19 protein-coding genes and 1 pseudogene are annotated in these 23,925 nt (G+C 63.4%); 11 read left to right on the top strand and 9 right to left on the bottom strand.

Going from position 1 to position 23,925, the window contains the following annotated elements; translation table 11 throughout:
* The first annotated feature begins 6 nt into the window (after positions 1–6).
* The 3 genes from lpxA to lpxB are packed head-to-tail and all read left to right on the top strand — an operon-like array spanning position 7 to position 2,905.
* Complete coding sequence (gene lpxA, locus NKJ46_RS11850; protein WP_352474276.1) at positions 7–840, top strand: acyl-ACP--UDP-N-acetylglucosamine O-acyltransferase; 834 nt, start codon at positions 7–9, stop codon at positions 838–840.
* Positions 841–846: 6 nt separating this feature from the next.
* Positions 847–1,749: an LpxI family protein gene (locus tag NKJ46_RS11845; RefSeq protein WP_352665083.1), complete on the top strand. Its 903-nt coding sequence runs from the start codon at positions 847–849 to the stop codon at positions 1,747–1,749.
* Positions 1,739–2,905 (top strand): lipid-A-disaccharide synthase, encoded by a 1,167-nt coding sequence (gene lpxB, locus NKJ46_RS11840; protein ID WP_352665081.1) that lies wholly within the window; start codon positions 1,739–1,741, stop codon positions 2,903–2,905. Before NKJ46_RS11845 ends, lpxB begins: the two co-directional genes overlap by 11 nt.
* A 78-nt stretch (positions 2,906–2,983) precedes the next feature.
* On the opposite strand, the gene gltA is transcribed toward lpxB, so the two are convergent.
* Both gltA and gltX read right to left on the bottom strand, forming a co-directional pair.
* Positions 2,984–4,312: a citrate synthase gene (gene gltA / locus NKJ46_RS11835; protein ID WP_254817305.1), complete on the bottom strand. Its 1,329-nt coding sequence runs from the start codon at positions 4,310–4,312 to the stop codon at positions 2,984–2,986.
* A 179-nt stretch (positions 4,313–4,491) separates the two neighbouring features.
* Positions 4,492–5,913, bottom strand: a complete 1,422-nt coding sequence (gltX, locus tag NKJ46_RS11830; RefSeq protein ID WP_352665079.1) for a glutamate--tRNA ligase — start codon at positions 5,911–5,913, stop codon at positions 4,492–4,494.
* A 96-nt stretch (positions 5,914–6,009) separates the two neighbouring features.
* On the opposite strand from gltX, the pseudogene NKJ46_RS11825 reads away from it, so the two are divergent.
* Positions 6,010–8,473: pseudogene (locus tag NKJ46_RS11825) on the top strand (ComEC/Rec2 family competence protein).
* Here NKJ46_RS11825 and lexA read toward each other — a convergent pair.
* Positions 8,467–9,201 carry a transcriptional repressor LexA gene (gene lexA / locus NKJ46_RS11820; protein ID WP_352448829.1) on the bottom strand — a complete coding sequence of 245 codons (735 nt, stop codon included), beginning with the start codon at positions 9,199–9,201 and terminating at the stop codon, positions 8,467–8,469. The pseudogene NKJ46_RS11825 and the gene lexA overlap by 7 nt on opposite strands.
* A gap of 447 nt (positions 9,202–9,648) precedes the next feature.
* On the opposite strand from lexA, the gene kynU reads away from it, so the two are divergent.
* Both kynU and NKJ46_RS11810 read left to right on the top strand, forming a co-directional pair.
* Positions 9,649–10,896, top strand: a complete 1,248-nt coding sequence (kynU, locus tag NKJ46_RS11815) for a kynureninase (protein WP_352665077.1) — start codon at positions 9,649–9,651, stop codon at positions 10,894–10,896.
* Positions 10,897–10,992: 96 nt separating this feature from the next.
* Positions 10,993–11,823 (top strand): hormone-sensitive lipase, encoded by an 831-nt coding sequence (locus tag NKJ46_RS11810; RefSeq protein ID WP_352665075.1) that lies wholly within the window; start codon positions 10,993–10,995, stop codon positions 11,821–11,823.
* Between the two features lie 7 nt (positions 11,824–11,830).
* Here NKJ46_RS11810 and NKJ46_RS11805 read toward each other — a convergent pair whose 3' ends face one another.
* Genes NKJ46_RS11805 through NKJ46_RS11785 form a run of 5 tightly spaced genes read right to left on the bottom strand, consistent with a single transcriptional unit; the run spans position 11,831 to position 17,261 of the window.
* Positions 11,831–13,036: a molybdopterin molybdotransferase MoeA gene (locus NKJ46_RS11805; protein WP_352665073.1), complete on the bottom strand. Its 1,206-nt coding sequence runs from the start codon at positions 13,034–13,036 to the stop codon at positions 11,831–11,833.
* Positions 13,036–13,542: a cyclic pyranopterin monophosphate synthase MoaC gene (gene moaC, locus NKJ46_RS11800; RefSeq protein ID WP_352665071.1), complete on the bottom strand. Its 507-nt coding sequence runs from the start codon at positions 13,540–13,542 to the stop codon at positions 13,036–13,038. Before moaC ends, NKJ46_RS11805 begins: the two co-directional genes overlap by 1 nt.
* Positions 13,543–13,544: 2 nt before the next feature.
* A complete protein-coding gene (gene trpC, locus NKJ46_RS11795; protein WP_502903390.1) occupies positions 13,545–14,357 on the bottom strand; it encodes an indole-3-glycerol phosphate synthase TrpC in 813 nt (270 codons plus the stop codon).
* A gap of 4 nt (positions 14,358–14,361) precedes the next feature.
* Entirely contained in the window at positions 14,362–15,372 is a 1,011-nt protein-coding gene (gene trpD, locus NKJ46_RS11790; RefSeq protein ID WP_352665068.1) for an anthranilate phosphoribosyltransferase, read from the bottom strand.
* Positions 15,369–17,261, bottom strand: coding sequence for a SurA N-terminal domain-containing protein (locus NKJ46_RS11785; protein ID WP_352665066.1), 1,893 nt, complete (start codon positions 17,259–17,261; stop codon positions 15,369–15,371). The genes trpD and NKJ46_RS11785 overlap by 4 nt, the downstream gene beginning before the upstream one ends.
* Before the next feature lie 142 nt (positions 17,262–17,403).
* Between NKJ46_RS11785 and tpiA the strand changes: the two genes are divergently transcribed.
* From tpiA to NKJ46_RS11760, 5 genes are all read left to right on the top strand, one after another.
* Positions 17,404–18,171 (top strand): triose-phosphate isomerase, encoded by a 768-nt coding sequence (gene tpiA / locus NKJ46_RS11780; protein ID WP_352665064.1) that lies wholly within the window; start codon positions 17,404–17,406, stop codon positions 18,169–18,171.
* 162 nt (positions 18,172–18,333) lie between these two features.
* Positions 18,334–18,780 (top strand): preprotein translocase subunit SecG, encoded by a 447-nt coding sequence (secG, locus tag NKJ46_RS11775; protein WP_352665061.1) that lies wholly within the window; start codon positions 18,334–18,336, stop codon positions 18,778–18,780.
* A 199-nt stretch (positions 18,781–18,979) separates the two neighbouring features.
* Positions 18,980–20,101 (top strand): L,D-transpeptidase, encoded by a 1,122-nt coding sequence (locus tag NKJ46_RS11770; protein ID WP_352665059.1) that lies wholly within the window; start codon positions 18,980–18,982, stop codon positions 20,099–20,101.
* 147 nt (positions 20,102–20,248) lie between these two features.
* Complete coding sequence (gene pyrG / locus NKJ46_RS11765; protein WP_352448839.1) at positions 20,249–21,877, top strand: CTP synthase; 1,629 nt, start codon at positions 20,249–20,251, stop codon at positions 21,875–21,877.
* Between the two features lie 11 nt (positions 21,878–21,888).
* The gene (locus NKJ46_RS11760; protein WP_352665057.1) at positions 21,889–22,428 is read left to right on the top strand and encodes a DUF1697 domain-containing protein; all 540 of its coding nucleotides are present in this window, start codon (positions 21,889–21,891) and stop codon (positions 22,426–22,428) included.
* 30 nt (positions 22,429–22,458) lie between these two features.
* On the opposite strand, the gene NKJ46_RS11755 is transcribed toward NKJ46_RS11760, so the two are convergent.
* Positions 22,459–23,916 carry an NCS1 family nucleobase:cation symporter-1 gene (locus NKJ46_RS11755; protein WP_352665055.1) on the bottom strand — a complete coding sequence of 486 codons (1,458 nt, stop codon included), beginning with the start codon at positions 23,914–23,916 and terminating at the stop codon, positions 22,459–22,461.
* Positions 23,917–23,925 lie beyond the last annotated feature (9 nt).

Here is a 23,925-nt window from a genome sequence, read left to right as displayed (position 1 = left end):
ATGCTAATGAAAATCCAGACAGTCATCCATCCATCGTCGGTCATCGAGGCAGGCGCCCAAATCGGCGAAGGCGCCCGCATCGGGCCCTTCTGTCACGTCGGCCCCGACGCCGTGATCGGCGACCGCGTCGAACTGGTCAGCCATGTCTCGGTGATTGGCGCGACCACCATCGGCGCATCGACCAAGGTCTATCCGATGGCGATACTGGGCGGGCCGCCGCAGAACACCAAGCACAAGGGCGGCCGTACCACGCTGGTGATCGGCGAGAACTGCACGATCCGCGAAGGCGTCACCATGCATGTCGGCACCGATTCCAGCCGCGGCGAGACGACGATCGGCGACAACGGCAATTTCCTTGCCTATGCCCACATTGCCCACGACTGCGTGGTCGGCAAGAATGCCACCTTCGCCAATCAAGCGACGTTAGGCGGGCATTGCGAAGTCGGTGACAATGTCTACATCGGCGGCCTTACCGCGGTTCATCAGTTTGTCCGCATCGGCGATAACGCCTTCCTCGGCGGTTGCTCGGCGATCGTCGGCGACGTCATTCCTTACGCCATCGCCGTTGGCAACCGTGCCAGCCTTCGCGGCCTCAACATCATTGGCCTGAAGCGCGCCGGCCTGCCGCGTTCGGAGATCCACTTGCTGCGCAAAGCCTACAAGACGATCTTCGATCGCTCCCGGACCGTCGGCGAAAACATCGAATTCGCCAAGGCGGAATTCGCCTCGTCGCCGACTGCCATGAAGATCGTCGACTTCATCGCCGGTCGCGGCAAGCGGCACTACGCCGTGCCGTCGCTCAAGGGTAGCGACGGCGACGATACCGATGATGAAGACTGAGGGCAGATGACGAAGATTGAGGCTGCCGGAAAGGGCCTTGATCTCGCGCCAGATGCCAAGGTCGGCATCATCGCCGGCGGCGGTAGTCTCCCGGTCGAAATTGCCCGAGCGCTCGCCCGGCAGGGCAAATTGCCCTTCGTCGTGATGGCGGCCGGCGAGGTCGATCGCATAGCCGATTTCGAGCCCTATGAGCAGACAACCTTGAGGCTGGAAGACGTCGGCTCGCTGCTGCCGATCCTTAAGCGGCATCACGTTACGCATGTGGTGACCGCGGGTCATATCACGCGGCGCCCCAGGCTGAGCGCCATGCGCCTCAATTTGGGCCTGCTCGCGTGGCTACCCAGCCTGTTCGTCGGTGTAACCCGGGGGGACGACACGGTGCTGAAACTGTTCGTGCGCAGGATCGAGCGCAGCGGCATCAAGGTCGTCGGCGCTCACGAGATCGTGCCGGACCTGGTCGCTGCCGAAGGCCTGCTGACCAAGGCGGCGCCACGCAAATCCGACTGGCGCGACATCGAGGCGGCGCACGCTGCAGCAAAAGCAATCGGTGCGCTGGATATCGGCCAGGCGGCTGTTGCGGTCGGCGGCCGCGCCATTGCCTTGGAAGGCGTCGAAGGCACCGACGGGCTGCTCGAGCGGACAAAACAATTACGCGGGCACGGCAGGCTGGCTGGCAGGAGCCGTGGTGTTTTGGTCAAATGTGCCAAGCCCGGTCAGGAACTGCGTGCCGATCTGCCCTCCATCGGTCCGCTGACGGTCGAGGCGGCGCATGCCGCCGGACTGGCCGGCATTGCCGTCGAAGCCGGCCGCTCGCTGGTGCTCGAAGGTCCCGCCACCATCGGGTGTGCCAATGCGCTCGGCCTCTTCGTGATCGGGCTGCCTGCTGCGGAGCCGGCGCATGGCGAATGAGCGGCCGTTGAAGATAGCCGTCGTCGCCGGCGAGGAGTCAGGCGACCTGCTTGGCGCCGACCTTGTGCAGGCGCTCAAGCTCATGACTGGGCGCGACGTTCGGCTTGTCGGCATCGGCGGCCGCCATTTGCAGGCGCTCGGCCTGGCGCCATTGTTCGACGGCAGCGAGATCGCGCTGATGGGCCTTAGCGCCATCCTGCGCGACCTGCCGCGCCTGATGCGGCGGATCGGCCAGCCGGCAAACGCGATTGCCGGTGAAAAGCCCGATTGCCTTATCACCATCGACAGCCCGGATTTCTCGCTGCGCGTCGCCAAGAAGGTGCGTGCCGCCGATCCGACCATCCCGACCGTCCACTATGTCTGCCCGAGCGTGTGGGCCTGGCGACCGGGCAGGGCGGCGGCGATGAAGCCATATGTCGATCACATTCTTTGCATCCTGCCGTTCGAGGTGAAGGAACTCGCTCGCCTGGGCGGGCCGCCCGGCACCTATGTCGGGCATCGCCTTGCACACGATCCGGGCATAGTCAGTGCCGCCAGGGCGCAGGCGCAGCCGCGTGACGTCTCCGCTGACCGAGTGAAAACGTTGCTTGTATTGCCCGGTTCGCGTCGCGGCGAGGTGCGGCGCCTGGTTGGGCCGTTCGGCGAGACGGTGTCGATCCTGCGGGCACGCGGGCACCGCTTGCGCCTGCTGTTGCCGACGGTGCCACACGTCGCCGACCTGGTCAGGACCTCGGTCGCGAGCTGGGACGAGAAGCCTGAGATCATACTTGATGCCGAACGCAAATGGCAGGCCTTCGGCAAGGCGGACGCGGCGCTGATCGCATCGGGGACGGTATCGCTGGAACTGGCACTGGCGGGTGTGCCGATGATCTCCTGCTACCGGCTCGATCCGGTCATGCGCATGGCGCAGCCGCTAATCAAAGTATGGAGCGCAGCCTTGCCCAATCTCATTGCCGACCGGCCGGTTGTGCCGGAGCACTACAATCAATATGTGCGGCCGCATTATCTGGCGCGGCAGCTGGAAGCGCTGTTCTCCGATACCGCCTACCGCACCTGGCAGAAGCACGGTTTTGCCGAGATTGCCGGGCGTATGGCAACCGCCAAGCCGTCAGGCGAGATTGCCGCTGGGGTGGTGATGGGCATGGTGAGGAAGTGAGTGAACGGTGAATAGTGAATTGTGAATAGTGGTTTCCATGGACAGGGAGCGACGCTTCGCTGCTCCCATTCACCATCTTCACCGCTTCGCGATCGGCACGTAATCCCGTTCCGGCGCGCCGGTATAGAGCTGGCGCGGGCGACCGATCTTCTGGTGCGGGTCCTCGATCATCTCCTTCCACTGCGCGATCCAGCCGACGGTACGGGCGACCGCGAACAGCACGGTGAACATGGTGGTGGGGAAGCCCAGCGCCTTCAGCGTGATGCCGGAATAGAAATCGACGTTCGGATAGAGCTTCTTCTCGATGAAATAGGAATCGGTCAGCGCGATTTTTTCCAGCTCCATGGCGATGTCGAGCAGCGGATCGTCCTTGATGCCGAGCTCGCCCAGGACCTCGTGCGCGGTCTTCTGCATGATCTTGGCGCGCGGATCGTAGTTCTTGTAAACGCGGTGGCCAAATCCCATCAATCGGAACGGATCGTTCTTATCCTTGGCGCGCGCAATGAATTCCGGGATGTGATCGACATGGCCGATCTCGCCCAGCATGTTCAGGGCTGCCTCGTTGGCGCCGCCATGTGCGGGACCCCACAGGCAGGCGATGCCGGCAGCAATACAGGCAAAGGGATTGGCGCCCGACGAGCCAGCCAGGCGGACGGTCGAAGTCGAGGCGTTCTGTTCGTGATCGGCGTGCAGGATGAAGATGCGCTCCATCGCGCGCGCCAGCACCGGATTGATCTTGTATTCCTCGCAAGGCACGGCGAAGCACATATGCAGGAAATTGGCTGCGAAATTCAGCTCGTTCTTCGGGTAAATGAATGGCTGGCCGATGTGGTATTTATAGGCCATCGCCGCGATCGTCGGCATCTTGGCGATCAGCCGCATTGAGGCGACCATACGTTGATAAGGGTCCGAGATGTCGGTGGAATCGTGATAGAAGGCCGACAGCGCGCCAACCACGCCGCACATCACCGCCATCGGATGCGCATCGCGGCGGAAGCCGGTGAAAAAGCGCGACATCTGCTCATGCACCATGGTGTGGCGCGTCACCCGGTAGTCGAAATCGTCCTTCTGCGCCTTGGTCGGTAGTTCACCATAGAGCAAGAGATAGCAGACTTCGAGGAAGTCGCCGTGCTCGGCCAATTGGTCGATCGGGTAGCCGCGGTGCAAAAGAATGCCGGCATCGCCATCGATGAAGGTGATTTCCGATTCGCAGCTCGCCGTCGACGTAAAGCCGGGATCGTAGGTAAAGACGCCGGCAGTGTTGTAGAGCGAACCGATGTCGATGACGTCAGGTCCTACCGAACCACTTCGTATCTTGAATTCATGGGTTTTGCCGCCGAGTTCCAGCTTTGCCGTGGATGCCTGGGTTTTGCCGCCAAATTCCATTTTTGTCGCAGGTTCGGTCATAGCAAACTCCTTTTTGTTTCCTCAGGCCGGCAAAGGCAAAATATCTGAACCCAACACGTCAAAAGCATCGGAATACGCACATTTGCGCCCGCAATTGAATCTGCGCGCCAGATTAGGCCAAGACCCAATGTTGCACTGCGAAACACACCTTTCAATGCCAATCTTCTTGGGCCAGTTTGCTAATCGATTTGATCAGCGATCCGCGCCAGGCTTTCCTCGCGGCCAAGCACGGCAAGCACATCAAAGACACCTGGCGAGGTACTTTTGCCGGTGAGCGCGGCGCGCAAAGGTTGGGCCACGGCGCCGAGTTTATGGCCGCCTGCCTGCGCATAGTCGCGGATCGCGGCTTCCGCTGAGGCGGCAGACCAGTCCGACACCATGGCTAGTGCCGCATGAGCGCCCTGCAGGATCGCGCGCGCCTCACCGCTGAGTAGCGCCGCCGCCTTCTCGTCGACCGGCAGCGGCCGCTCGACGAACAGGAATGCAGCCCCTTCAACAAGTTCGACCAGCGTCTTGGCGCGCTCCTTCAGGCCCGGCAAAGCGGCAAGCAGTTGCGCCCTGCGTCCGTCGTCGAGGCGCGCGGCGATTGCCGGGCCGCCTTCGAGATAGGGCAGAGTGGCGACGAAGATGTCGAGCAGCGCGGTGTCGTTCATCCGGCGCATATGCACGCCATTAAGCGCCTCGAGCTTGGCGAAGTCGAAACGGGCGGCGCCCTTGTTGACGTCGCCAATGTCGAACCATGCGATCATGTCGGCGATCGACATGATCTCATCGTCGCCGTGGCTCCAGCCAAGCCTCGCCAGATAGTTGAGCAGCGCCTCCGGCAGGTAGCCCATGGCGCGATAGGCCTCGACGCCAAGCGCACCGTGCCGCTTCGACAGCTTGGCGCCGTCGGCACCGTGGATCAGCGGGATATGCGACATCGACGGCACCTCCCAGCCCATGGCCTGGTAGATTACGGTCTGGCGTGCGGCGTTGGTCAAATGATCGTCGCCGCGGATGATGTGGGTGATGCCCATGTCGTGATCGTCGACGACGACGGCATGCATGTAGGTTGGATTGCCGTCCGAGCGCAGAATAATGAAATCGTCGAGATCCTTGTTGGGAAAGCGCACGTCGCCCTGGACGCGGTCATGTACCACCGTCTCGCCGTCTGTCGGCGCCTTGATGCGGATCACCCCCTTGGCGCCGGGCGGCGCCTCCGACGGGTCGCGGTCGCGCCAGCGTCCGTCATAGCGGGGAGGCAGCCCCTTGGCCCGTGCGCTCTCGCGCATTGCTTCCAGCTCGGCAGGCGTCGCATAACAATAATAGGCCTTGCCCGTGCGAACGAGCTCCTCGGCCACCTCGCGATGGCGCGGCGCACGCTCGAACTGCGACACCGGCTCGCCGTCCCATGTCAGGCCAAGCCAGGAAAGCCCGTCGAGAATGGCCGCGGTTGCCGCATCGGTGGAGCGCTCGCGGTCGGTGTCCTCGATGCGCAGCAGCATCGTGCCGCCTGTGTGCTTGGCATACAGCCAGTTGAACAGCGCCGTGCGCGCGCCGCCAATGTGCAGATAGCCGGTGGGCGAGGGGGCAAAACGGGTGACGACCTTATCGGGCATGGAACTCTCAGGCGGGCGAAGGAAGTGGGTTTGCGGACTTTCGCGCGTTGCGCGTTCATGTAGCATAGGAGGTCGAGGGCGCAAGGGGCAGACCCGATGGCTGTGCGAGGCCGTGGTGCGGGCGAGGGCGAGGACGCTGGCAGCGGCGTCAGCGAACGCTTGCTGTTTGCCGCTCCCCTGCCTGTCCTTCCGGCACCGGCATTGCTGCCCGCTCCGCGCTTTGATGCTCCGTCGCTGCCGGCCAGCGACCCCGCAACGGTTCCCGTGCCCGCGGGCGAGCCCATCGTGCGCCTACGCCGTCGCTTCCGCCTCCCGTCACCGTCCCGTATCCGCAATAGCATAACCTCGGCGGCCGGCCTGGAACTCGACCGCGGCATCGCCTTCCTGCTGGTGCCGGTGTTCCTCGCATGCGGGGTGGTCGTGTATTTCGCGATGGCGGCCGAGCCGGCCTTCCCACAGCCGATCGCTATCGTCGCCTTGGCAGCCCTTTGTGCCGTCGTCTCGCGGTCATGGCCCAGGACGCGCCTGTGCTTCATAGTGGCGTTGCTCTGAGCGCTTGGCGTGCTTGCCGCCAAGTTCGAGACCTGGCGTGTCGGGACGCATATGCTCGGTTCCGAAATCTCGACGCGGCTGACGGGTCGCGTCGTATCGTACGAGCCCATGGCGAGCGGCCGCATCAGGCTGACGATCGATGTGATCTCAACCGCCAGGCCGACACTGCGTTACATGCCGGAACGGGTCCGCTTCGGCGATGAAAATACCGGCTGAGCTGACCGCCGGTTCCGAGATCGCCGGCTATGTGCGGCTGCTGCCGCCGACCGGGCCGGTGCGGCCCGACAGCTATGATTTCTCCTTCGACAGCTATTTCGCCGGTATCGGCGGCAGCGGCTTTTTTCTCGGCAATCCGAAAGTCGTGTCGTCGGGCAGCATGCCGCTTGCCGCGCGGCTTTCTTCTGCGATCGAAGACGCGCGCGAATCCATCGCCGACCATATCCGCAGCCGCATCGGCGGCGCCGAGGGCGAGATTGCTGCTGCGCTGATCGTCGGCGTGCGCGCCGGCATTCCCGAGGAGATCAACGAAGCGATGCGGCGTACAGGCATCTATCACATCATCTCTATCTCGGGGCTGCATATGGCGTTGGTCGCCGGCACCATCATGGCGCTGCTACGCGGCGCCTTTGCGCTGTTTCCCGATTTCTCATCGCGACGGCCGGTCAAGAAATATGCCGCGGCCGCCGCGCTTTTTTCGATTGCGGCCTACCTCGTCTTTTCCGGCATTGTGGTAGCGGCCGAACGCAGCTTCATCATGCTGGCGGTGATGCTTATCGCCGTGCTGTTCGACCGGGCCGCGCTCACCATGCGCAACCTGGCGATCTCGGCCATCGCGGTCATTCTGGTGTCGCCACACGAGGTGGTCGGTCCGAGCTTCCAGATGTCCTTCGCCGCGACGGCGGCCCTTGTCGGCGCCTATGCCGGCTGGTCCGACTACCGCGCCGGCAGGGCCACCACGCCGCCGCCGCGGCGGTCGCCGCTACGCCTCGCCACGCGAAAGGTCCTGCTGGGCATGGGCGGCCTGGCGATGACCTCAATCATTGCAGGGAGCGCCACGGCGCTTTTCGCCATATGGCATTTCCAGCGCGTGGCGCCGCTCAGCCTGTTCGCCAATCTGGCCATCATGCCCATCGTCTCACTGGTCGTCATGCCCTTCGCCGTCCTCAGTGCGCTGGCGATGCCGTTCGGCGCGGATGGGCCTTTCCTATACGTGATGGGCAAGGGGCTGACGGCGATGATCGCCCTGTCCGGGTGGATCTCCGAGCGCTCGCCAATCGATGCGGTTGGGCTGATTTCGCTGAGATCCGTCCTTTTGGTGACGATCGCCCTTGTCATTGCCAGCATGGCGACGACCTGGTTGCGGCTGGCGGCACTTCCTTTTGCGCTCGCCGGCTTGCTAACGACAACCCAGACGCGCGTACCCGATGTATTGATCTCGGAGGACGCACGGTTGGTCGCGCTGCCGATCGACAGCGGTGAACTCGCGGTCAACCGGGCACGCCCGAATGAGTTCACCATCGACAACTGGAAACGCGCGCTCACATCAGAGGCTATCGTCGCGCCGGAAACACCTGGAAAGAACGATCCGCAATTCGACATTGCCGATCCGGCCGACCTACCGCCGGGTATGCCGTTCATTTGCACGGACGGCCTCTGCCTTGCCAGGCATCCATCCGGCGCGATCATCGCACAAGCCAAGGACCGCGATACTGCGCGGCCAGCCTGCGCCTTTGCCAGTTTGATCGTCATCGACGACGCCACCGCCCATAACCCCTGCTACTACGACCGGCTGGTCCTCGTCGTCACCAAACGGCAACTGGCGCGCGCGGGAAGTGCCGCCGTCTATTTCGATCCACAAGCTGCAACACGCGCCGAAATCCGTTTCGCGGTCGAAAAATCATACCGGCCCTGGCACGTGCAGCGGAAATTTTCACGCGCGGCACGGGGCCTGCCGCCATACCGCAGGGCCGACAAACCCAAAGCCGGCGCCAAGGGCGGAACTCAGTAGCGGCGGATCAGTCCGACGAGCTTGCCTTGCACCTTGACCCTGTCTGGTCCGAAGATGCGCGTCTCGTAGGCCGGATTGGCGGCTTCCAGGGCGATCGAAGCGCCCTTGCGGCGGAACCGCTTCAGCGTCGCTTCCTCCTCGTCGACCAGTGCCACCACGATCTCACCGGGGCTCGCCGTATCGGCATTGCGGATGATCACCGTGTCGCCGTCGAAAATGCCAGCCTCGATCATCGAATCGCCTTTGACCTCGAGCGCATAATGCTCGCCGCCCATGATCATATCCGGCGGCACCGAAATCGAATGCGTCTGGTGCTGGATGGCGTCGATCGGCACACCGGCGGCGATGCGGCCCATCACCGGGATCGAAACGGCGGCGACGACATCGTCGTCATTTCCGGCCGCAGGGACGCGCGACGATGTCGGCTTGCCTTGCCGCGGACCGCCTTGCCCAAGACTGCCCTGGATGACACTCGGCGAGAACTTGCGTGCCGCATTGAGGCCGGGGGCGATCGAGTCAGGCAGGCGCAGCACCTCCAGCGCACGGGCCCGGTTGGGCAAACGGCGAATGAAGCCGCGCTCCTCCAGTGCCGTAATCAGCCGGTGGATTCCCGATTTGGAAGCCAGGTCGAGCGCTTCCTTCATCTCGTCGAAGGAAGGCGGGATACCGCTTTCCTTCAATCTTTCGTGGATGAACATAAGCAGTTCGTGTTGTTTGCGTGTCAGCATAGCGACCCCCAACAGAATCAGAAAACAAACCCAGAACAAACACTATCTGTTCCAGTTGTGTTCCGCAACTGTTTAAAGTTTAATGAATGCGTTAAGGCTCGGGAAACAAACGACGTCCCCTAACCGGGGTACCCCACTTTCACCGTCGCGAGCCTCATCGCCTTGATTCTGCTTTCGTTTGCGCCCTTCTGGCTTCCCGGAAGGCCACATTGGCATCGGCCGTCGGTCGGCGGAGGGCACGGAAGTGAACCCCTATCGAGTGTGCGGTTTGGTCAATGCACCGTGAACGAAACGAACTCAAAACGCCAACCTCGGGTTAAGTCCTGGTTTCCACCGCCTGGTTAGGCTGCTTCTCGCCGGTGGAGCCTTCCTGCGCGCAACCAGGTGATGGAAGAACAGTCGATGCGTATCCGGCGTTGCATTGAATTTTGGGGGAGCAGGCAAATCATGACAGGAATTCCCGATCTCGCGGCCATAAAGGCGATGGATGCCGCAGATCCGCTGCGCGCGATGCGCGACCGCTTTGTGTTGCCGCAAGGAGTGATCTATCTCGACGGCAATTCGCTAGGAGCTGCTTCACGTGCCGCTTTCGATGAATTGCGCAAGGCCGCGACCGAAGAATGGTCGCATGATCTCATCCGCGCATGGAACACGGCCGGCTGGTTCAACATGCCGCTTGAACTTGGCGACCAGCTCGGGCGCCTGATCGGTGCCGCGGCCGGCCAGACGGTGGTCTGCGACACGACGTCGGTCAACATCTATAAACTGCTGCACGCCGCCATGGCCATGCGACCGGAGCGGCAGGTCATCGTCGCCGAGGGCGATAGTTTTCCGACGGACCTCTACATGGCTGAGGGTGTGGCTTCGACGCGAAAGGATACGCTGCTGCGCCTCTCGGGGGTCGACGCGCCGAGCATCGAAGAGCTGATCGACGAACGCACCGCTGTGGTGCTGGTCAACCACGTCAACTACAAGTCGGGCGAACTGCGCGACATGCCGGCGCTGACGCGCAGAGCCCAGGAAGCCGGGGCGATGATCGTCTGGGATCTCTGCCACACCGCTGGAGCGATGCCAGTCGAGCTCGACAAGGCAAACGCCGATTTTGCCGTTGGCTGCACCTACAAATATCTGAATGGCGGCCCGGGCGCGCCTGCTTTCATCTATGCGGCTGAGCGGCATCTTGCCGACATCCAGCAGCCGCTCACCGGCTGGTGGGGCCATGCACGGCCCTTCGCCTTCGAGCCAGGCTATGCGGCCGGCACCGGCATCCGCCGGTTTCTGTGCGGCACGCAGCCGGTCCTGTCGATGCGCACGCTTAAGGGCGCGCTCGACATCTGGAACGATGTCGACATGACGGCGGTGCGCAAGAAGAGCATCGCGCTGGCCGATCTGTTCATCGAGCTTGTCGAGGCAAAGTGCGGCACTTACGGGCTCACGCTCGAAAGCACGCGCGATGGGGAAAAACGCGGCAGCCAGATTTCATTCATGCATGAGCATGGCTACCAGATCATGCGCGCGCTGATCGAACGTGGCGTGATCGGCGATTTTCGCGCGCCATCGACCATGCGCTTCGGCTTCACCCCGCTCTATGTCGGCTATGCCGATGTCTGGCAGGCCGTCGAAGTACTTGAGGACATCCTGCGCACCGGTGCATGGAAGGATGCGCGCTTCGCCATCAAGACGGCTGTCACTTGAGATTGATGCGAGAGCTGGAGCCGTGAGGCTGGCGACGACGCGCCGCGCGATGCTCACGCTACGTCGCAAGGCCATATTGCCAGGGGAGGGCGCAGGGTGTTCGAACGTCACATTGCCGATTGGGACAACGCCTATGCCAACGGCGCCAACATAGCCAGCAGCGATCGCTGGCCGGCGGCCTGGGTTGAGCCCGCTCGGGTTTTCCGCGACGTGCTTTCGACCGAGGGCAGGGCGCGGCTCGACTTGGCCTATGGCGATAAGCCACGCAATCGGCTCGATCTTATCCTGCCGGCCACCAAGCCCAAGGGACTCGTGGTGTTCGTCCATGGCGGCTACTGGATGGCATTCGACAAGAGTTTCTGGTCGCATCTTGCCGCTGGCGCTGTTGATCGCGGCTATGCGGTTGCGATGCCGTCCTACACGCTCTGTCCGCAGATACGCGTTGCCGGCATCGTCAAGGAAGTCGGCGCGGCGATCGGCACAGCGGCGGCGATGGTCGCAGGGCCGCTGATGCTGACCGGACACTCGGCCGGCGGCCATCTTGTTAGCCGGATGGTTACGGCGACGACGCCGCTGGCGCCCGAAGTGGTCCGGCGCGTTCGTCACGTGGTGTCGATCTCGGGGGTGCACGATTTGCGCCCGATCATGCGCACCGGCATGAACGAGACGCTGGCGATCGATGAGGCCGAGGCGCAGGCCGAAAGTCCGGTGCTGCTGCGCCCGATGGACAAGGCCTGCCTGACCTGCTGGGCCGGCGGCGGCGAGCGCGCCGAATTCCTGCGCCAGAGCGCGTTGCTGGCCAACATCTGGATCGGCCTGGGTGCCGCGACCAGCTCGGTGGTCGAGCCTGACCGGCATCATTTCAACATCATCGACGGTTTGGCCGATCCAGACCATCCGCTGACCCGGACCTTGATCTCGGAGTGAGGCAGGTTCAGCGTAGCATCAGCACGTCGCAGGGGGAGCCCGCCGCCGCGGCAGGCGCGAACGGCGCGCGGACGATCAACCCGTTGGCATCGGCCAGCATTTTCAGCATCGAGGAGTCCTGGATGCCGAACGGCGTCGCCACGAGCGTACCGGCATCGTCTGTGACAACAGCCCGCACATAATCTTGCCTGAGATCGTTGGCCGGCATGGCAGCACCGAGCCGCACCTGACGTATATCCTGCTGAAAGGCGCGGCCGCCGAGCCGCGCCAGCAGCGGCTTGAGGAAGAGCTGGGTGCAGACCAGGCTTGCCACCGGATTGCCGGGCAGGCCGATGCAGCGAATGTCGCCCAGCCGCCCGAACATCAGCGGCTTGCCCGGCCGCATGGCGATCTTCCAGAAATCGAGCGTCATGCCTTGCCCGGTCAGGACGTCATGGACGAGGTCGTGGTCGCCGACCGAGGCACCGCCCAGCGTGACGATGACGTTCGCGCCAGCCTTCACGGCCTTTTCAACCAGCGCAGCGATCGCCTCCCTGCGGTCCGGCGCGATGCCAAGGTCGAGCGCGCGCGCACCGATCGACTGTGCGGCGGCGGCGACACCATAGGCGTTGGAGGAGATGATCTGGTTGGGGCCAAGATTGCTGCCCGGCGGCAGCAATTCGTCGCCGGTCGCGATAATGGCGACCAGCGGCCGCTTGACCACGGCGACCTCGGGATGGTTGGCCGACGCCGCGAGCGACAAGGCCGCCGGATCGAGCAGGCGGCCTTTGGGCAGCAGGACATCGCCCTTGGCGAAATCGAGCCCGAGGCGGCGGATGTTTCGCCCCTGCACCGTCGGCTCCGTCACTTCTACGACACCGCCGCCGAGATCGCGGACGTTCTCCTGGATGACGATGGTGTCGGCACCTTCGGGAAGCGGCGCGCCGGTGAAGATACGCACGGCCTGCCGCTGCTGCACCGTTCCGGCAAAGCCGCGTCCGGCCGGCGCCATGCCGACCACCGAAAGCTTTGCCGGTACGGACGCGATGTCGGCCACCCGCACGGCATAGCCGTCCATGGCGGAGGCGTTGAACGGCGGCTGGGTGCGGAGCGCCACAACCGGCTCCGCCAGCACGCGGTCGGCGGCATCCAGCAGTGCGGCGCGTTCGCCCGGCAGCGCTGCTGCGCCGTCCAGCAGGCGCTCGAGCGCCTCGGCAACCGGGACCAGCGCCATTATCGGCCTGCCCCGGTGGCCCCGCCTCCGGTGATCTTGTAGTCGCCGGATTTGCCGCCGGTCTTTTCAACCAGCCTGATGCCGGAGATGACCATGGCGCGGTCGACCGCCTTGGCCATGTCGTAGATGGTCAGGCAAGCGACCGAGACGGCACTCAGAGCCTCCATCTCAACGCCGGTCTTGCCGGTGACGCGGGTCAATGCTGTCACCTTCAGGCCGGGCAGCGCGGCGTCCGCCTCGATATCGACAGATATCCTGGTCAGCAGCAGAGGATGGCAAAGCGGGATCAGTTCGTGCGTCTTCTTGGCCGCCATGATGCCGGCAATGCGCGCGGTGCCCAGCACGTCGCCCTTCTTGGCGTCGCCGGCGAGGATCATGTCCAGCGTCTCGGGCCGCATCGCGACAAAACCTTCCGCAACTGCCGTGCGCACCGTCTCAGCTTTGTCGCCGACATCGACCATATTGGCTTCGCCCTGCGCGCCAAGATGGGTGAGGGCGGCCGCCATCCTCAAACGGCCTCTGCCGGCGCCTTGCCCGTCAACAGCAGGCGCGTTGCCGCGGCCACGTCCTGCTGGCGCATCAGGCTCTCGCCGACCAGGAAAGTCGCAATGCCGCTCTGCTCCAGCCGGCGGCAATCGACGTGCGAAAAAATACCGCTCTCGCTGACCAGATGGCGGTCGGCCGGCACCATCGCTACCAGCCGCTCCGAGGTCTGTAGGCTGGTTTCAAAGGTCCGGAGATTGCGGTTGTTGATGCCGATCAGCCGCGACGACAGCTGCAGCGCGCGTTCCATTTCAGCCTCGTCATGCACTTCGACCAGCGCGTCCATGCCGAGCCCGAACGCTGTCGCTTCGAGTTCTCTTGCCAACGCGTCGTCGACGCTGGCCATGATGATCAGGATGGCATCGGCGCCCCATGCCCTGGCCTCGTAGACCTGATAGGGGTCGAACAGGAAATCCTTGCGCAAGGCAGGCAGGTCGACAGCAGCGCGCGCAGCGGTGAGGAACGCGGGCGCCCCCTGGAAGGAGGGCGCGTCGGTCAGTACCGAAAGGCAGGCGGCACCGCCTTCCGCATAGGCCCTGGCCAGCGCCGGCGGATCGAAATCGGCGCGGATCAGGCCTTTCGATGGGCTAGCCTTCTTGATTTCGGCAATCAGCGCGAACCCGCCGGATTTGCGCTTTGCCTCAAGGGCGGAAAGAAAGCCGCGCGGCGCGTCGGCATCCGTCGCCTGTGCCTTGATCTCGGCAAACGGCACGCGCGCCTTGGCCGCCGCGATCTCGTCGCGCTTGTAAGCCTCGATCTTGCGCAGGATGTCGGACATAATTCTAACCGTTCGAAATCTCGACCAGCCTGTCGAGCACTTTCAGCGCGCGGCCGCTGTCGATTGCCTGCGCCGCCGTCACCATGCCGTCGGCAAGTGTCGTCACCTTGCCGGCCACCACCAGCCCGGCGCCGGCATTCATCAGCACCGTATCGCGAAAGGCGCCGGCAGCGCCGCCCAGCATGTCGCGCAGTGCCTGGGCGTTGTGGGCGGCGTCGCCGCCGCGCAACTCGTCCTTGGTGTGACGCTTCAGCCCGACTGCTTCCGGGGTCAGCGTAAAGCTGCGGATCTCGCCGCCGGCCAGTTCGGCGACAAGTGTCTCGCCGGTGGTAGTGATCTCGTCATAGCCGTCGCCATGGACGATCCAGGCGTGGTCGGCACCAAGTTCCTTCAACGTTTCTGCCACCGGCATGATCCATTCGGGCAGGAACACGCCGACCATCTGCCGTCTTACACTGGCCGGATTGGAAAGCGGGCCCAGCAGGTTGAAGATGGTGCGGGTTCCGAGCTCGACCCGGGTCGGGCCGACATGCTTCATCGCCGGGTGATGCGCCGGCGCGAACATGAAGCCAACGCCGGCCTCGTGGATGCAGCGGCCGATCGTTTCCGGAGGGATGTCGATCTTGACGCCCAATGCGATCAGAACATCGGCGGCGCCAGTCAGCGAGGACAGTCCGCGATTGCCGTGCTTGGCGACGGGCACGCCGCTGCCGGCGATGGCGAAGGCGGATGCGGTCGAAATGTTGACGCTGTGCGAATTGTCGCCGCCGGTGCCGACAATATCGATGGCGCCTTCGGGGGCTTCGACGCGCAGCATCTTGGCGCGCATGGTGGCGACGGCGCCGGCGATCTCGCTGACGGTCTCACCGCGCACGCGCAATGCCATCAAGAAGCCGCCGATCTGGCCGGGGGTAGCATCGCCGGACATGATGATGTCGAAGGCCTCGCGCGCCTCCTCGAAAGAAAGGGCGCTGCCGGCGGCGACCTTGGCGATGTGGATCTTCAGCGCGCTCATCTGGCCAAGGCTTGGGTTACGGCCGCCTGATCGATGCGGACGTCATATTGCGTCTGCAACTGCGCCACCAACTGGTCGAGCAGGTCGTCGGACATGCCGGAGGTGAAGGATTTCTGAGCGTCCTGGGGTACTGAGCTGGCATCGGCCCCGGCAGGCTCGAACACCTCGGCAACCTTGAACAGGATCTGTCCGTCGCCCGTAGGTGAGGGGATCAGCCCGGTGCCTCCTTCGCCGACGCCGAACATCGCGGCGGCGCCTTCCTTGCCGAAATCGACGTCGTCCGCATCGCGCTTGACGCCGCGCTTGGTCTGCTTTTCGAGCTTGAGCTCACCGGCGATCACCTCGAGCGTGGTGCCAGCCTTGAGACGCTTCTCGAGCTCTTGTGCTTTGGCGGTGAGCCGTTTGGTGGTCTCAGCCGCGGTCCAGTCGGCCACGACCTTCTGGCGGACTTCGTCCAATGTGCGGTCACGGGCCGGCGTGATCCCGCTCACGTCGTAGAAGACGAAGCCGTTATCGGCGGTGGTGAGGCCTTCATTGTCGGTTCCGGGTTCGGATTCGAAAACCGCCTTGATGAGTGCCGGCGATTCCGGCAGGTCTTTGACGATGCTTTCATCCGGCCTTCGGCCGGTGCGGTCGATAGCGTCGATGGTGACGACCTTCAGCTTCAATTTGGCGGCTGCCTCGGCGAGCGAACTGCCCGAGGCGCGCGTATCCTCGTAATTGTCGTGCACGTCCAGCAAGATGCGGCTTGCCTCGCCCAGTGCCAGATCCTTGCGGATCTGCCCGGACACTTCGGCCAGCGGCTTCACCACTTCGGGCTTGATCTCGGTGACGCGCAGCAGAACGGGGCCAAAGGCGCCCTGCACGACCGGGCTGACCTCATTGACGTTGAGTTTGAAGGCAGCATCGGCGACCGCCTTGTCGGCGATCTTGTCCTTGGCCAGCGTGCCGAGCAGCGTGTCGGCCGGCGCCTTGCCTTCGGCAGCGACGATCTTGTCGAAGGTGGCGCCGGTCCTGAGCGAATCGAGCGCCGCCTTTGCGGCATCAGGCGTCTTGAATACAAGCTGCTCGATGGTGCGCATCTCCGGCGTGGTGTAGCGCGCCTTGTTCTTGTTGTAGTCGTCGCTGACCTGTTGGTCGGTCACCGCGCTCAAATCCATGATGTCTTCCGGTTCGAGCCTGACATAGGAGAACTTGCGGTATTCGGGCGCGGCGTAGGTTTTCTTGTTTTCCTCGAAATAGGCCGAAAGCACGCTGTCGGACGGCGCTTCTATCGGCTCGACAAGCGATTTCGGCAAGGTCAGGTAGTCGATGGTGCGATCTTCGCCGCGATAGAGCGCGACCGCCTTGAAGAATGTATCCGGGGCCTTGAGGCCATCCGAAACCGCCTCGACGATCTGCTGGCGGACCGCGACCTGGGCGCGGTTCTTCAAATAATCTTCCGGCCGCATGCCAATCTGCCGAAGCAGGTACTCGAAGCTTCTCCTGTCGAAGGTTCCGGCAGGCCCTTTGAATGCCGGGTCTTCACGCGTCAGTTCGGCGAGCCGGTCCTTGGACAGGCCGAGGCCGAGCTTGCGGGCCTGCTCGTCGAGGACGGCGCCCGACACGAGTTGCGCCAGCACCTGGTTGTCGATGCCGAGCGCCGTCGCCTGCTCGCGGCTGATGCGCTGGCCGAATTGCTGCGACATGACGCTGAGCTGGCGATCGTAGGCGAGGCGGTATTCGTTGATCGAGACCTTGGTGCCTCCGGCCGTAATCACGGCATCATGGCCGGCAAGACCGCCCATCAGCCGTCCCGAGATACCCCAGATGGCGAAGCTCAACACCAACAATGACAGCAGCAGTTTCGCGACCCAGGTCCCCGCCGCGCTTCTCAACATACCAAGCATGAGTACTTCCGATTTTTGCGCATTTCGCATGCGCCGAGTCTGAAACAAGCGCAATAGCGCCCTTCCTGCCCACTGTCGATTGCTTTGTGGCCTGATTTTGATAGTGAGGGCCAGCTTGAAATTGCCCGGAGAAACAAATCCCATGACGCCTGGAATCCGCCCACTCGTCGCTGGCAACTGGAAAATGAACGGCACCAGCGCCTCGCTCAACGAGCTCAGGATGATCGGCAACGGCTTCATGAGCGGGCTCGACGCCGAGACCGAAGCGGTGGTCTGCGTGCCGGCGACCTTGCTCGCGCATGCCGCCGAAATTCTGTCGCGCACGCCGGTGCGGGCCGGCGGAGAGGATTGCCACACCGAGGAAAGCGGCGCCTATACCGGCTGCATTTCGGCCGAGATGCTGAAGGATGCAGGTGCCAGCCATGTCATCGTCGGCCATTCCGAATGCCGCGCCGATCGCAAGGAGGACGATGCCTTGGTGCAGGCCAAGGCCTCCGCCGCATGGCGCGCCGGGCTGGTGGCCATCGTCTGCATTGGTGAGACAAGAGCCGAACGCGAAGCCGGAGCCACGCTCGACGTGCTGTCGCGCCAGGTCGCTGGTTCGGTCCCGCCAAACGCCACGGCTTCCAACACCGTCATTGCCTATGAGCCGGTATGGGCGATCGGCACGGGCTTGACCCCGACCGCCGCCGACGTCGCCGAGGCACATGCGCATATCCGCGAAGAACTGGTGCGGAAGCTTGGCAATACGGCGGCCAAGATGCGCATTCTCTACGGCGGCTCGGTCAAGCCGTCCAACGCCGTCGAGTTGCTCGGCGTGAGGAATGTCGATGGCGCACTGGTCGGCGGCGCCAGCCTGAAGGCGGCGGACTTCCTCGGCATCGCGGAAGCCTATCGAAACATCGCTTGAACAGGAGCTGCTTGCTGCATTTGAGCGGACGGTCGGCGCCGAAATCGTTGCAAAGGACGCATTGCTTCCCATATTCCGGCCACGGGCTTGGAAATGCCGTCAAAGCATTGTATTGAGCCGCCTCCAAATCAGCGGCCGCACAAGGCCTTGCCAGGATAAATTATGGAAACCGTACTGATCGTCGTCCACCTCATGGTCGTGCTCGCGCTTGTCGGCGTGGTGCTGCTGCAGCGCTCTGAAGGCGGCGGCCTCGGCATCGGCGGCGGATCGGGCTTCATGACCGCGCGTGGCGCCGCCAATGCGCTGACGCGGGCAACGGCGATCCTGGCTGCCGCTTTCTTCGTCACTTCGCTGACACTGTCGATCGTTGCGCGCTATGGCGAGAAGCCGATCGACATTCTCGATCGCGTGCCAGCGACCTCGGACGGCAAGGGCGTACTCAACCAATTGCCCGGAACCACGACGCCGACGCCGCCTTCGGGCACCACGGCGCCGACCCCGCCGTCCGGCAACGGCGCGGCAACGACGCCGCCGGCAACCGCTCCGGCGACGCCGCCAGCGACAAACGGCGCCACCGCGCCGGCCGCGCCGCAGGTCCCCAACCAGTAATCGGGCAACTTATGCCGCGATCTGTTGTCGTTTGAACACAGTCGCGGCAAATGCCGCACGATCACGAAGATTCGACTGCGCCTCACGCTTGAGGCGCTTCCGGCTAATCGATTATACGTTGCACGCGGCATTCTCGGCGTCCTTGGGGGGCGCCGGGCGACGCCGTGGGCAACAAGCATTGAACGATCGGATCTTCCCCATGCAGCTTCGCAGCTTCATTTTTGCCGGCCTTTGTGCCGTGCTCAGCCTAGGTGCGCCCGCTTACGCGGCCATGCCGACGGCAAATTCGGCCCATAAAGCCGCAGCAACAACCGACGTCGTCAACGTCGCTGCCAAAAGCGATGCAGCGCAATTGAAGCTTCTCAAGAAGAAGAAAGATCCGACGCCGGACGACCTTGCACAGATTCGCAAGATCGAAGCCAAGATCGCAGCCGACAAGGAAGCCGCTCGCGCCAAGGCACTCGAAGCCAGGAAGCTGGCGATGCGCGAGGCGGCGAAAGCCAAAGCCGATGCGGAACGGCAGGCATTCCTTGCCAAGAAGAGCCAGCCGCTCGCGACGGCCAAGGTGGCTAGCGCCACGCCGGCCAAGAAGAAGACCCTCAACATCATCGAACCTATTGCACCCATTGCGCCGATCCAGTCGGCCGAGCCGATCCCGGCCGAGGCCATGAACGTTGCGCTGACCGGCAACAATGGCGAGTTGCGCAGCGAACCGATCGGGCAGAAGCCGCAGAGCGTCGGGCTATTTGCGGGACTGTTCGGCGGCACATCCTCTTCGTCGATGTCGCTGCTTCCGGAAACACGCGCGCTCGACGCCGCGCTCGAAAGGAAGCAAGCCAAGCGGCAGTTCAAGGTCAAGCCGGAGTTCGTGCCGCAGGAGGTCGAATTCACCGGCTACAACCCCGGCACGATCGTCATCGATACCAGCGCCCGTCGTCTCTACCTCGTCGAATCATCGTCAACCGCCCGCCGTTATGCCATCGCGGTCGGCCGGGAAGGCCTGCAGTTCAAGGGTACGGTTGCCGTCGGCGACAAGCAGGAATGGCCGCGCTGGATTCCGACGCTGGATATGCAAAAGCGCGAACCCAAGCACTATGGCCAGTACAAGGACGGCATGCCCGGCGGCGGCGACAATCCGCTCGGTGCGCGCGCCATCTATCTTTACGACGGCAAGAAAGATACCCACCTGCGCATTCACGGCACCATCGCGCCGCAGTCGATCGGAACCAGCGCCTCCAATGGCTGCTTCCGCATGATCAACGAGCACGTCATGGACCTTTACCGCCGGGTGAAAGTAGGCACCAAAGTCGTCATCATCTGACGCTTTGACAGATCGTGCCAAAAGGGCCGGCCTCGCCGGCCCTTTTGTTTTGATACGCCAACGACCAGAGCGCCTTCTTGGGAAAAAGCCTTCGCGGCGGTTTTTTCTCTGGCGGAATCAATTCGGCCGCGTTAAGCGATGACTCCCATGGCGCGATATGTATTCATCACAGGCGGCGTGGTTTCCTCACTTGGAAAAGGCATTGCTGCAGCGGCCCTTGGGGCTCTCTTGCAGGCGCGGGGCTATCGCGCACGCATCAAAAAGCTCGACCCGTATCTCAATGTCGATCCCGGCACGATGTCGCCCTACCAGCACGGCGAAGTCTTCGTGACCGATGACGGGGCCGAGACCGATCTCGATCTTGGCCATTATGAGCGCTTCACCGGCCGCTCGGCCAACCAGCAAGATAACATCACCACCGGCCGCATCTATAAGAACATCATCGAGCGCGAGCGGCGCGGCGACTATCTCGGCGCCACCGTGCAGGTCATTCCGCACGTCACCGACGAGATCAAGAACTTCGTCCTCAACGGCAACGACGACTACGATTTCGTGCTGTGCGAGATCGGCGGCACCGTCGGCGACATCGAAGCGATGCCGTTTCTGGAGGCGATCCGCCAGCTCGGCAACGACCTGCCGCGCAACAACGCCGTCTACGTCCACCTGACCTTGATGCCTTATATCCCGACGGCGGGCGAACTGAAGACCAAGCCAACGCAGCATTCGGTCAAAGAGTTGCGCGGCATCGGCATTGCACCCGACATACTGCTGGTCCGCGCCGACCGGCCGATCCCCAAGGAAGAGCGCAGAAAGCTGTCGCTGTTCTGCAATGTCCGCGAAAGCGCCGTCATCCAGGCGCTCGACGTGCCGCATATCTACGACGTGCCGATGGCCTATCACAACGAAGGGCTGGATTCGGAAGTGCTGGCCGCCTTCGGCATCGATCCGGCGCCGAAGCCGCGCATGGAACGCTGGCAAGCGGTGTCCAACCGCATCCACAATCCGGAAGGCGAAGTGACCATTGCCGTCGTCGGCAAATATACCGGCCTCAAGGACGCCTACAAATCGCTGATCGAGGCGCTGTCGCATGGCGGCCTCGCCAACCGGGTCAAGGTCAAGCTTGACTGGATCGAAAGCGAGATATTCGAGAAGGAAGACCCGGCGCCGTGGCTGGAAAAGGTCCATGGCATTCTCGTCCCCGGCGGTTTTGGCGAACGCGGCTCGGAGGGCAAGATCCTGGCGGCGAAGTTCGCGCGCGAGCGCAAGGTGCCGTATTTCGGCATCTGCTTCGGCATGCAGATGGCCTGCATCGAGGCAGCACGTTCGCTGGCCGGCGTCGAGCACGCATCATCGACCGAGTTCGGTCCAACCGAGGAGCCGGTCGTCGGTCTGATGACCGAATGGCTGAAGGGCAACATGCTGGAAAAGCGCAGGGAAACCGGCGACCTCGGCGGTACCATGCGACTCGGTGCCTACCAGGCCGACCTCGCCAAGGGATCGAAGATCGCCGAGATCTATGGTGATACGCAGATTTCCGAACGCCATCGTCACCGCTATGAGGTTAATGTCGACTACAAGGAGCGGCTCGAGGATTGCGGCCTGGTGTTTGCCGGCATGTCGCCGGACGGCGTGCTGCCGGAAACGGTCGAATATCCCGACCACCCCTGGTTTATCGGCGTGCAGTATCATCCCGAGCTGAAAAGCCGGCCGCTCGATCCGCACCCGCTGTTTGCCAGCTTCATCGAGGCGGCGGTAGAGCAGTCGCGGCTGGTCTAGACTAGCCGCCCATGCAAACTTACGTCGCGCTGCTCTACAGCATTGTCCTGGGCGAGGGGCGGCGGGTCGTCATGTCCGATCTGAAAGCGATGGCCGAAGGCCTGGGTCTGAATAACCCGCGCACGCTGGTAGCGACCGGCAATCTGGTTTTTGAGGCGCAAGAAACAGAACTCGCGGCGTTGGGGCAGCGGCTGGAGGCGGCGTTCGCAAAGACTTTCGGCCGCCACGTCGACATCATCGTGCGTCGCGCCGACGGCTGGCTGAGGCTGGCGGCCGGCAATCCGTTCCCAGCCGAATCGGCCGAGGCGGCGGACCAGGTGGCGGTGCGCGTGATGCGGGCGCCCGTTCCCGCCGAGGCCGCCGCGGCGCTTGACGCCTATGCCGGCAAGGGCGAGAAGCTGCGGATTGTCGGCGGCGACATCTGGATCGTCTTTTCCCGCGAGACGCCGAGTTCGCGGCTGCTTGCGGCGGTGAGCCACAAACGCCTCGGCATCGGCACCTCGCGCAACTGGAATACCGTGCGCCGCCTGGCCGAGATGGTCGCAGAATGAACGGGGCGGCTCGCGCCGCCCCGAATCCGCTCAAGCCTTGGCTATCCTGGCTCCAGCGCCGAGTGCCATCGTGCGCAGCACGTAATAGATGACGCCGGCAATTGCCACGCCGAAGAACCAGCCATAGACGCCCCACCATGACGGCAGCAGGCTGGTGAAGTTGGGCAGGATCGAGGAGAAGACCGCGCCTATTCCGGCGGCGATGAAGGCATTGACATGCCAGCCGCCCTGGAAGCGGAATTCGCCATTTTCCCGGTAGAGCGCCTCGACGTCGACCTCGCCCTTCCGGATCAGGTAGTAGTCGACCATCATCACGCCGAAGATCGGCCCCATCGTCGCGCCAATGATGTTGACGAAGGAGGCAGCACTGCCTTCCCAGGGCGCAAAAGGATAAAGCACAAGCGCGATCAGCGCCGCGATGTAGCCGCCCTTCTTGAAGTCGATCTGGCGTGGAAAGACGTTGGAGAAGTCGAAGGCCGGCGACACGAAGTTCGCCACCACATTGATGCCGAGCGTCGCCACCGCAAAGGTCAGGGCTGCGAGCGCCGCCAGGAACCAGCTATCGAATTTCGCCGAAATCTGGTCGGGATGCAGCAGCACCTCGCCATATACGTCGAAGGCGGCGATCGTAGTGACGCCGGCGACCAGCGAGAACAGGATAAGATTGATCGGCAGGCCCCAGATGTTGCCCTTGCGCAGCGATGCCTTGTCCGGGGCGTAGCGCGCGAAATCGCAGAAGTTGAGATAGAGCGCGGAGAAATAGGTCACCCAGATCGCCGCCACCGCAAACAGCGAGGTCCAGGAGCCCGGCGTGCCCGGCACGCCCGCGTCCTTTGTCTTTTCCAGCAGGACATCCATCGGGATGTCGCTGGTGAAGGCGAAGGTGCCTGCCTTGATGCAAAGGTAGATGGCCAGGATCAACATCATCACCCACACCGCCGGTCCGGCCCAATCCTGGAAGCGGCGCACCGTTTCCATGCCTTTCTGGATGATCAGGAGCTGCAGCGCCCAGATGACGACGAAGCAGATCACCTCGAGCCCGGAGTGGCCGAGGAAATGTGTGCTCTGGTTGAAGTCGGCGAACCATTGCGAGCGGATCAGCAGGGCTACGATCGCGCCGGAGGCGGCCGCCGTCTGCGCGCCGTACCAGAAGCAGGCGACGATGGCGCGCACCAGCGCCGGTATGTTGGCGCCCCAGATGCCGAAGGAGGCACGCGCCAGGACAGGGTAGGGCACCCCGGTCTTCACGCCGGCATAGCCGACCATGTTCATCAACGCATAGATGATCAGCGAACCGATACCGATGGCGATGATGAAGTTGACGAAGCCGCCGCAAAACAGGAACAGGCTGGCCGCCAGATAATAGCCCCACAGGCTGTGGACGTCCGACGTCCAGACGTTGAAGATCGAGAACGGTCCCCAGTTTCGAACCTTCGCCGGAGCGAGATCCTCATTGTACAGGTCCGGTGATGCGCCTTGTATGGTCATTGCAATGTC

Source organism: Mesorhizobium sp. M0166, from assembly GCF_040322255.1.
In the GTDB taxonomy this organism is placed as follows: Bacteria; Pseudomonadota; Alphaproteobacteria; order Rhizobiales; family Rhizobiaceae; genus Mesorhizobium.
Note: the sequence above shows the minus strand (reverse complement) of the source record. Positions and strands in the feature narration are given on the sequence as shown.

Excerpts from the sequence above, each read along its gene's own strand:
- lpxB (WP_352665081.1), top strand. The coding sequence starts at position 1,739 with ATGGCGAATGAGCGGCCGTTGAAGATAGCCGTCGTCGCCGGCGAGGAG.
- lpxA (WP_352474276.1), top strand. The coding sequence starts at position 7 with ATGAAAATCCAGACAGTCATCCATCCATCGTCGGTCATCGAGGCAGGC.
- NKJ46_RS11805 (WP_352665073.1), bottom strand. The coding sequence starts at position 13,036 with ATGGCGCTGGTCCCGGTTGCCGAGGCGCTCGAGCGCCTGCTGGACGGC.
- NKJ46_RS11785 (WP_352665066.1), bottom strand. The coding sequence starts at position 17,261 with ATGCTTGGTATGTTGAGAAGCGCGGCGGGGACCTGGGTCGCGAAACTG.
- gltX (WP_352665079.1), bottom strand. The coding sequence starts at position 5,913 with ATGCCCGATAAGGTCGTCACCCGTTTTGCCCCCTCGCCCACCGGCTAT.
- secG (WP_352665061.1), top strand. The coding sequence starts at position 18,334 with ATGGAAACCGTACTGATCGTCGTCCACCTCATGGTCGTGCTCGCGCTT.
- pyrG (WP_352448839.1), top strand. The coding sequence starts at position 20,249 with ATGGCGCGATATGTATTCATCACAGGCGGCGTGGTTTCCTCACTTGGA.
- NKJ46_RS11770 (WP_352665059.1), top strand. The coding sequence starts at position 18,980 with ATGCAGCTTCGCAGCTTCATTTTTGCCGGCCTTTGTGCCGTGCTCAGC.
- trpD (WP_352665068.1), bottom strand. The coding sequence starts at position 15,372 with ATGAGCGCGCTGAAGATCCACATCGCCAAGGTCGCCGCCGGCAGCGCC.
- kynU (WP_352665077.1), top strand. The coding sequence starts at position 9,649 with ATGACAGGAATTCCCGATCTCGCGGCCATAAAGGCGATGGATGCCGCA.
- gltA (WP_254817305.1), bottom strand. The coding sequence starts at position 4,312 with ATGACCGAACCTGCGACAAAAATGGAATTTGGCGGCAAAACCCAGGCA.
- NKJ46_RS11845 (WP_352665083.1), top strand. The coding sequence starts at position 847 with ATGACGAAGATTGAGGCTGCCGGAAAGGGCCTTGATCTCGCGCCAGAT.
- lexA (WP_352448829.1), bottom strand. The coding sequence starts at position 9,201 with ATGCTGACACGCAAACAACACGAACTGCTTATGTTCATCCACGAAAGA.
- moaC (WP_352665071.1), bottom strand. The coding sequence starts at position 13,542 with ATGGCGGCCGCCCTCACCCATCTTGGCGCGCAGGGCGAAGCCAATATG.
- tpiA (WP_352665064.1), top strand. The coding sequence starts at position 17,404 with ATGACGCCTGGAATCCGCCCACTCGTCGCTGGCAACTGGAAAATGAAC.
- trpC (WP_502903390.1), bottom strand. The coding sequence starts at position 14,357 with ATGTCCGACATCCTGCGCAAGATCGAGGCTTACAAGCGCGACGAGATC.
- NKJ46_RS11760 (WP_352665057.1), top strand. The coding sequence starts at position 21,889 with ATGCAAACTTACGTCGCGCTGCTCTACAGCATTGTCCTGGGCGAGGGG.
- NKJ46_RS11755 (WP_352665055.1), bottom strand. The coding sequence starts at position 23,916 with ATGACCATACAAGGCGCATCACCGGACCTGTACAATGAGGATCTCGCT.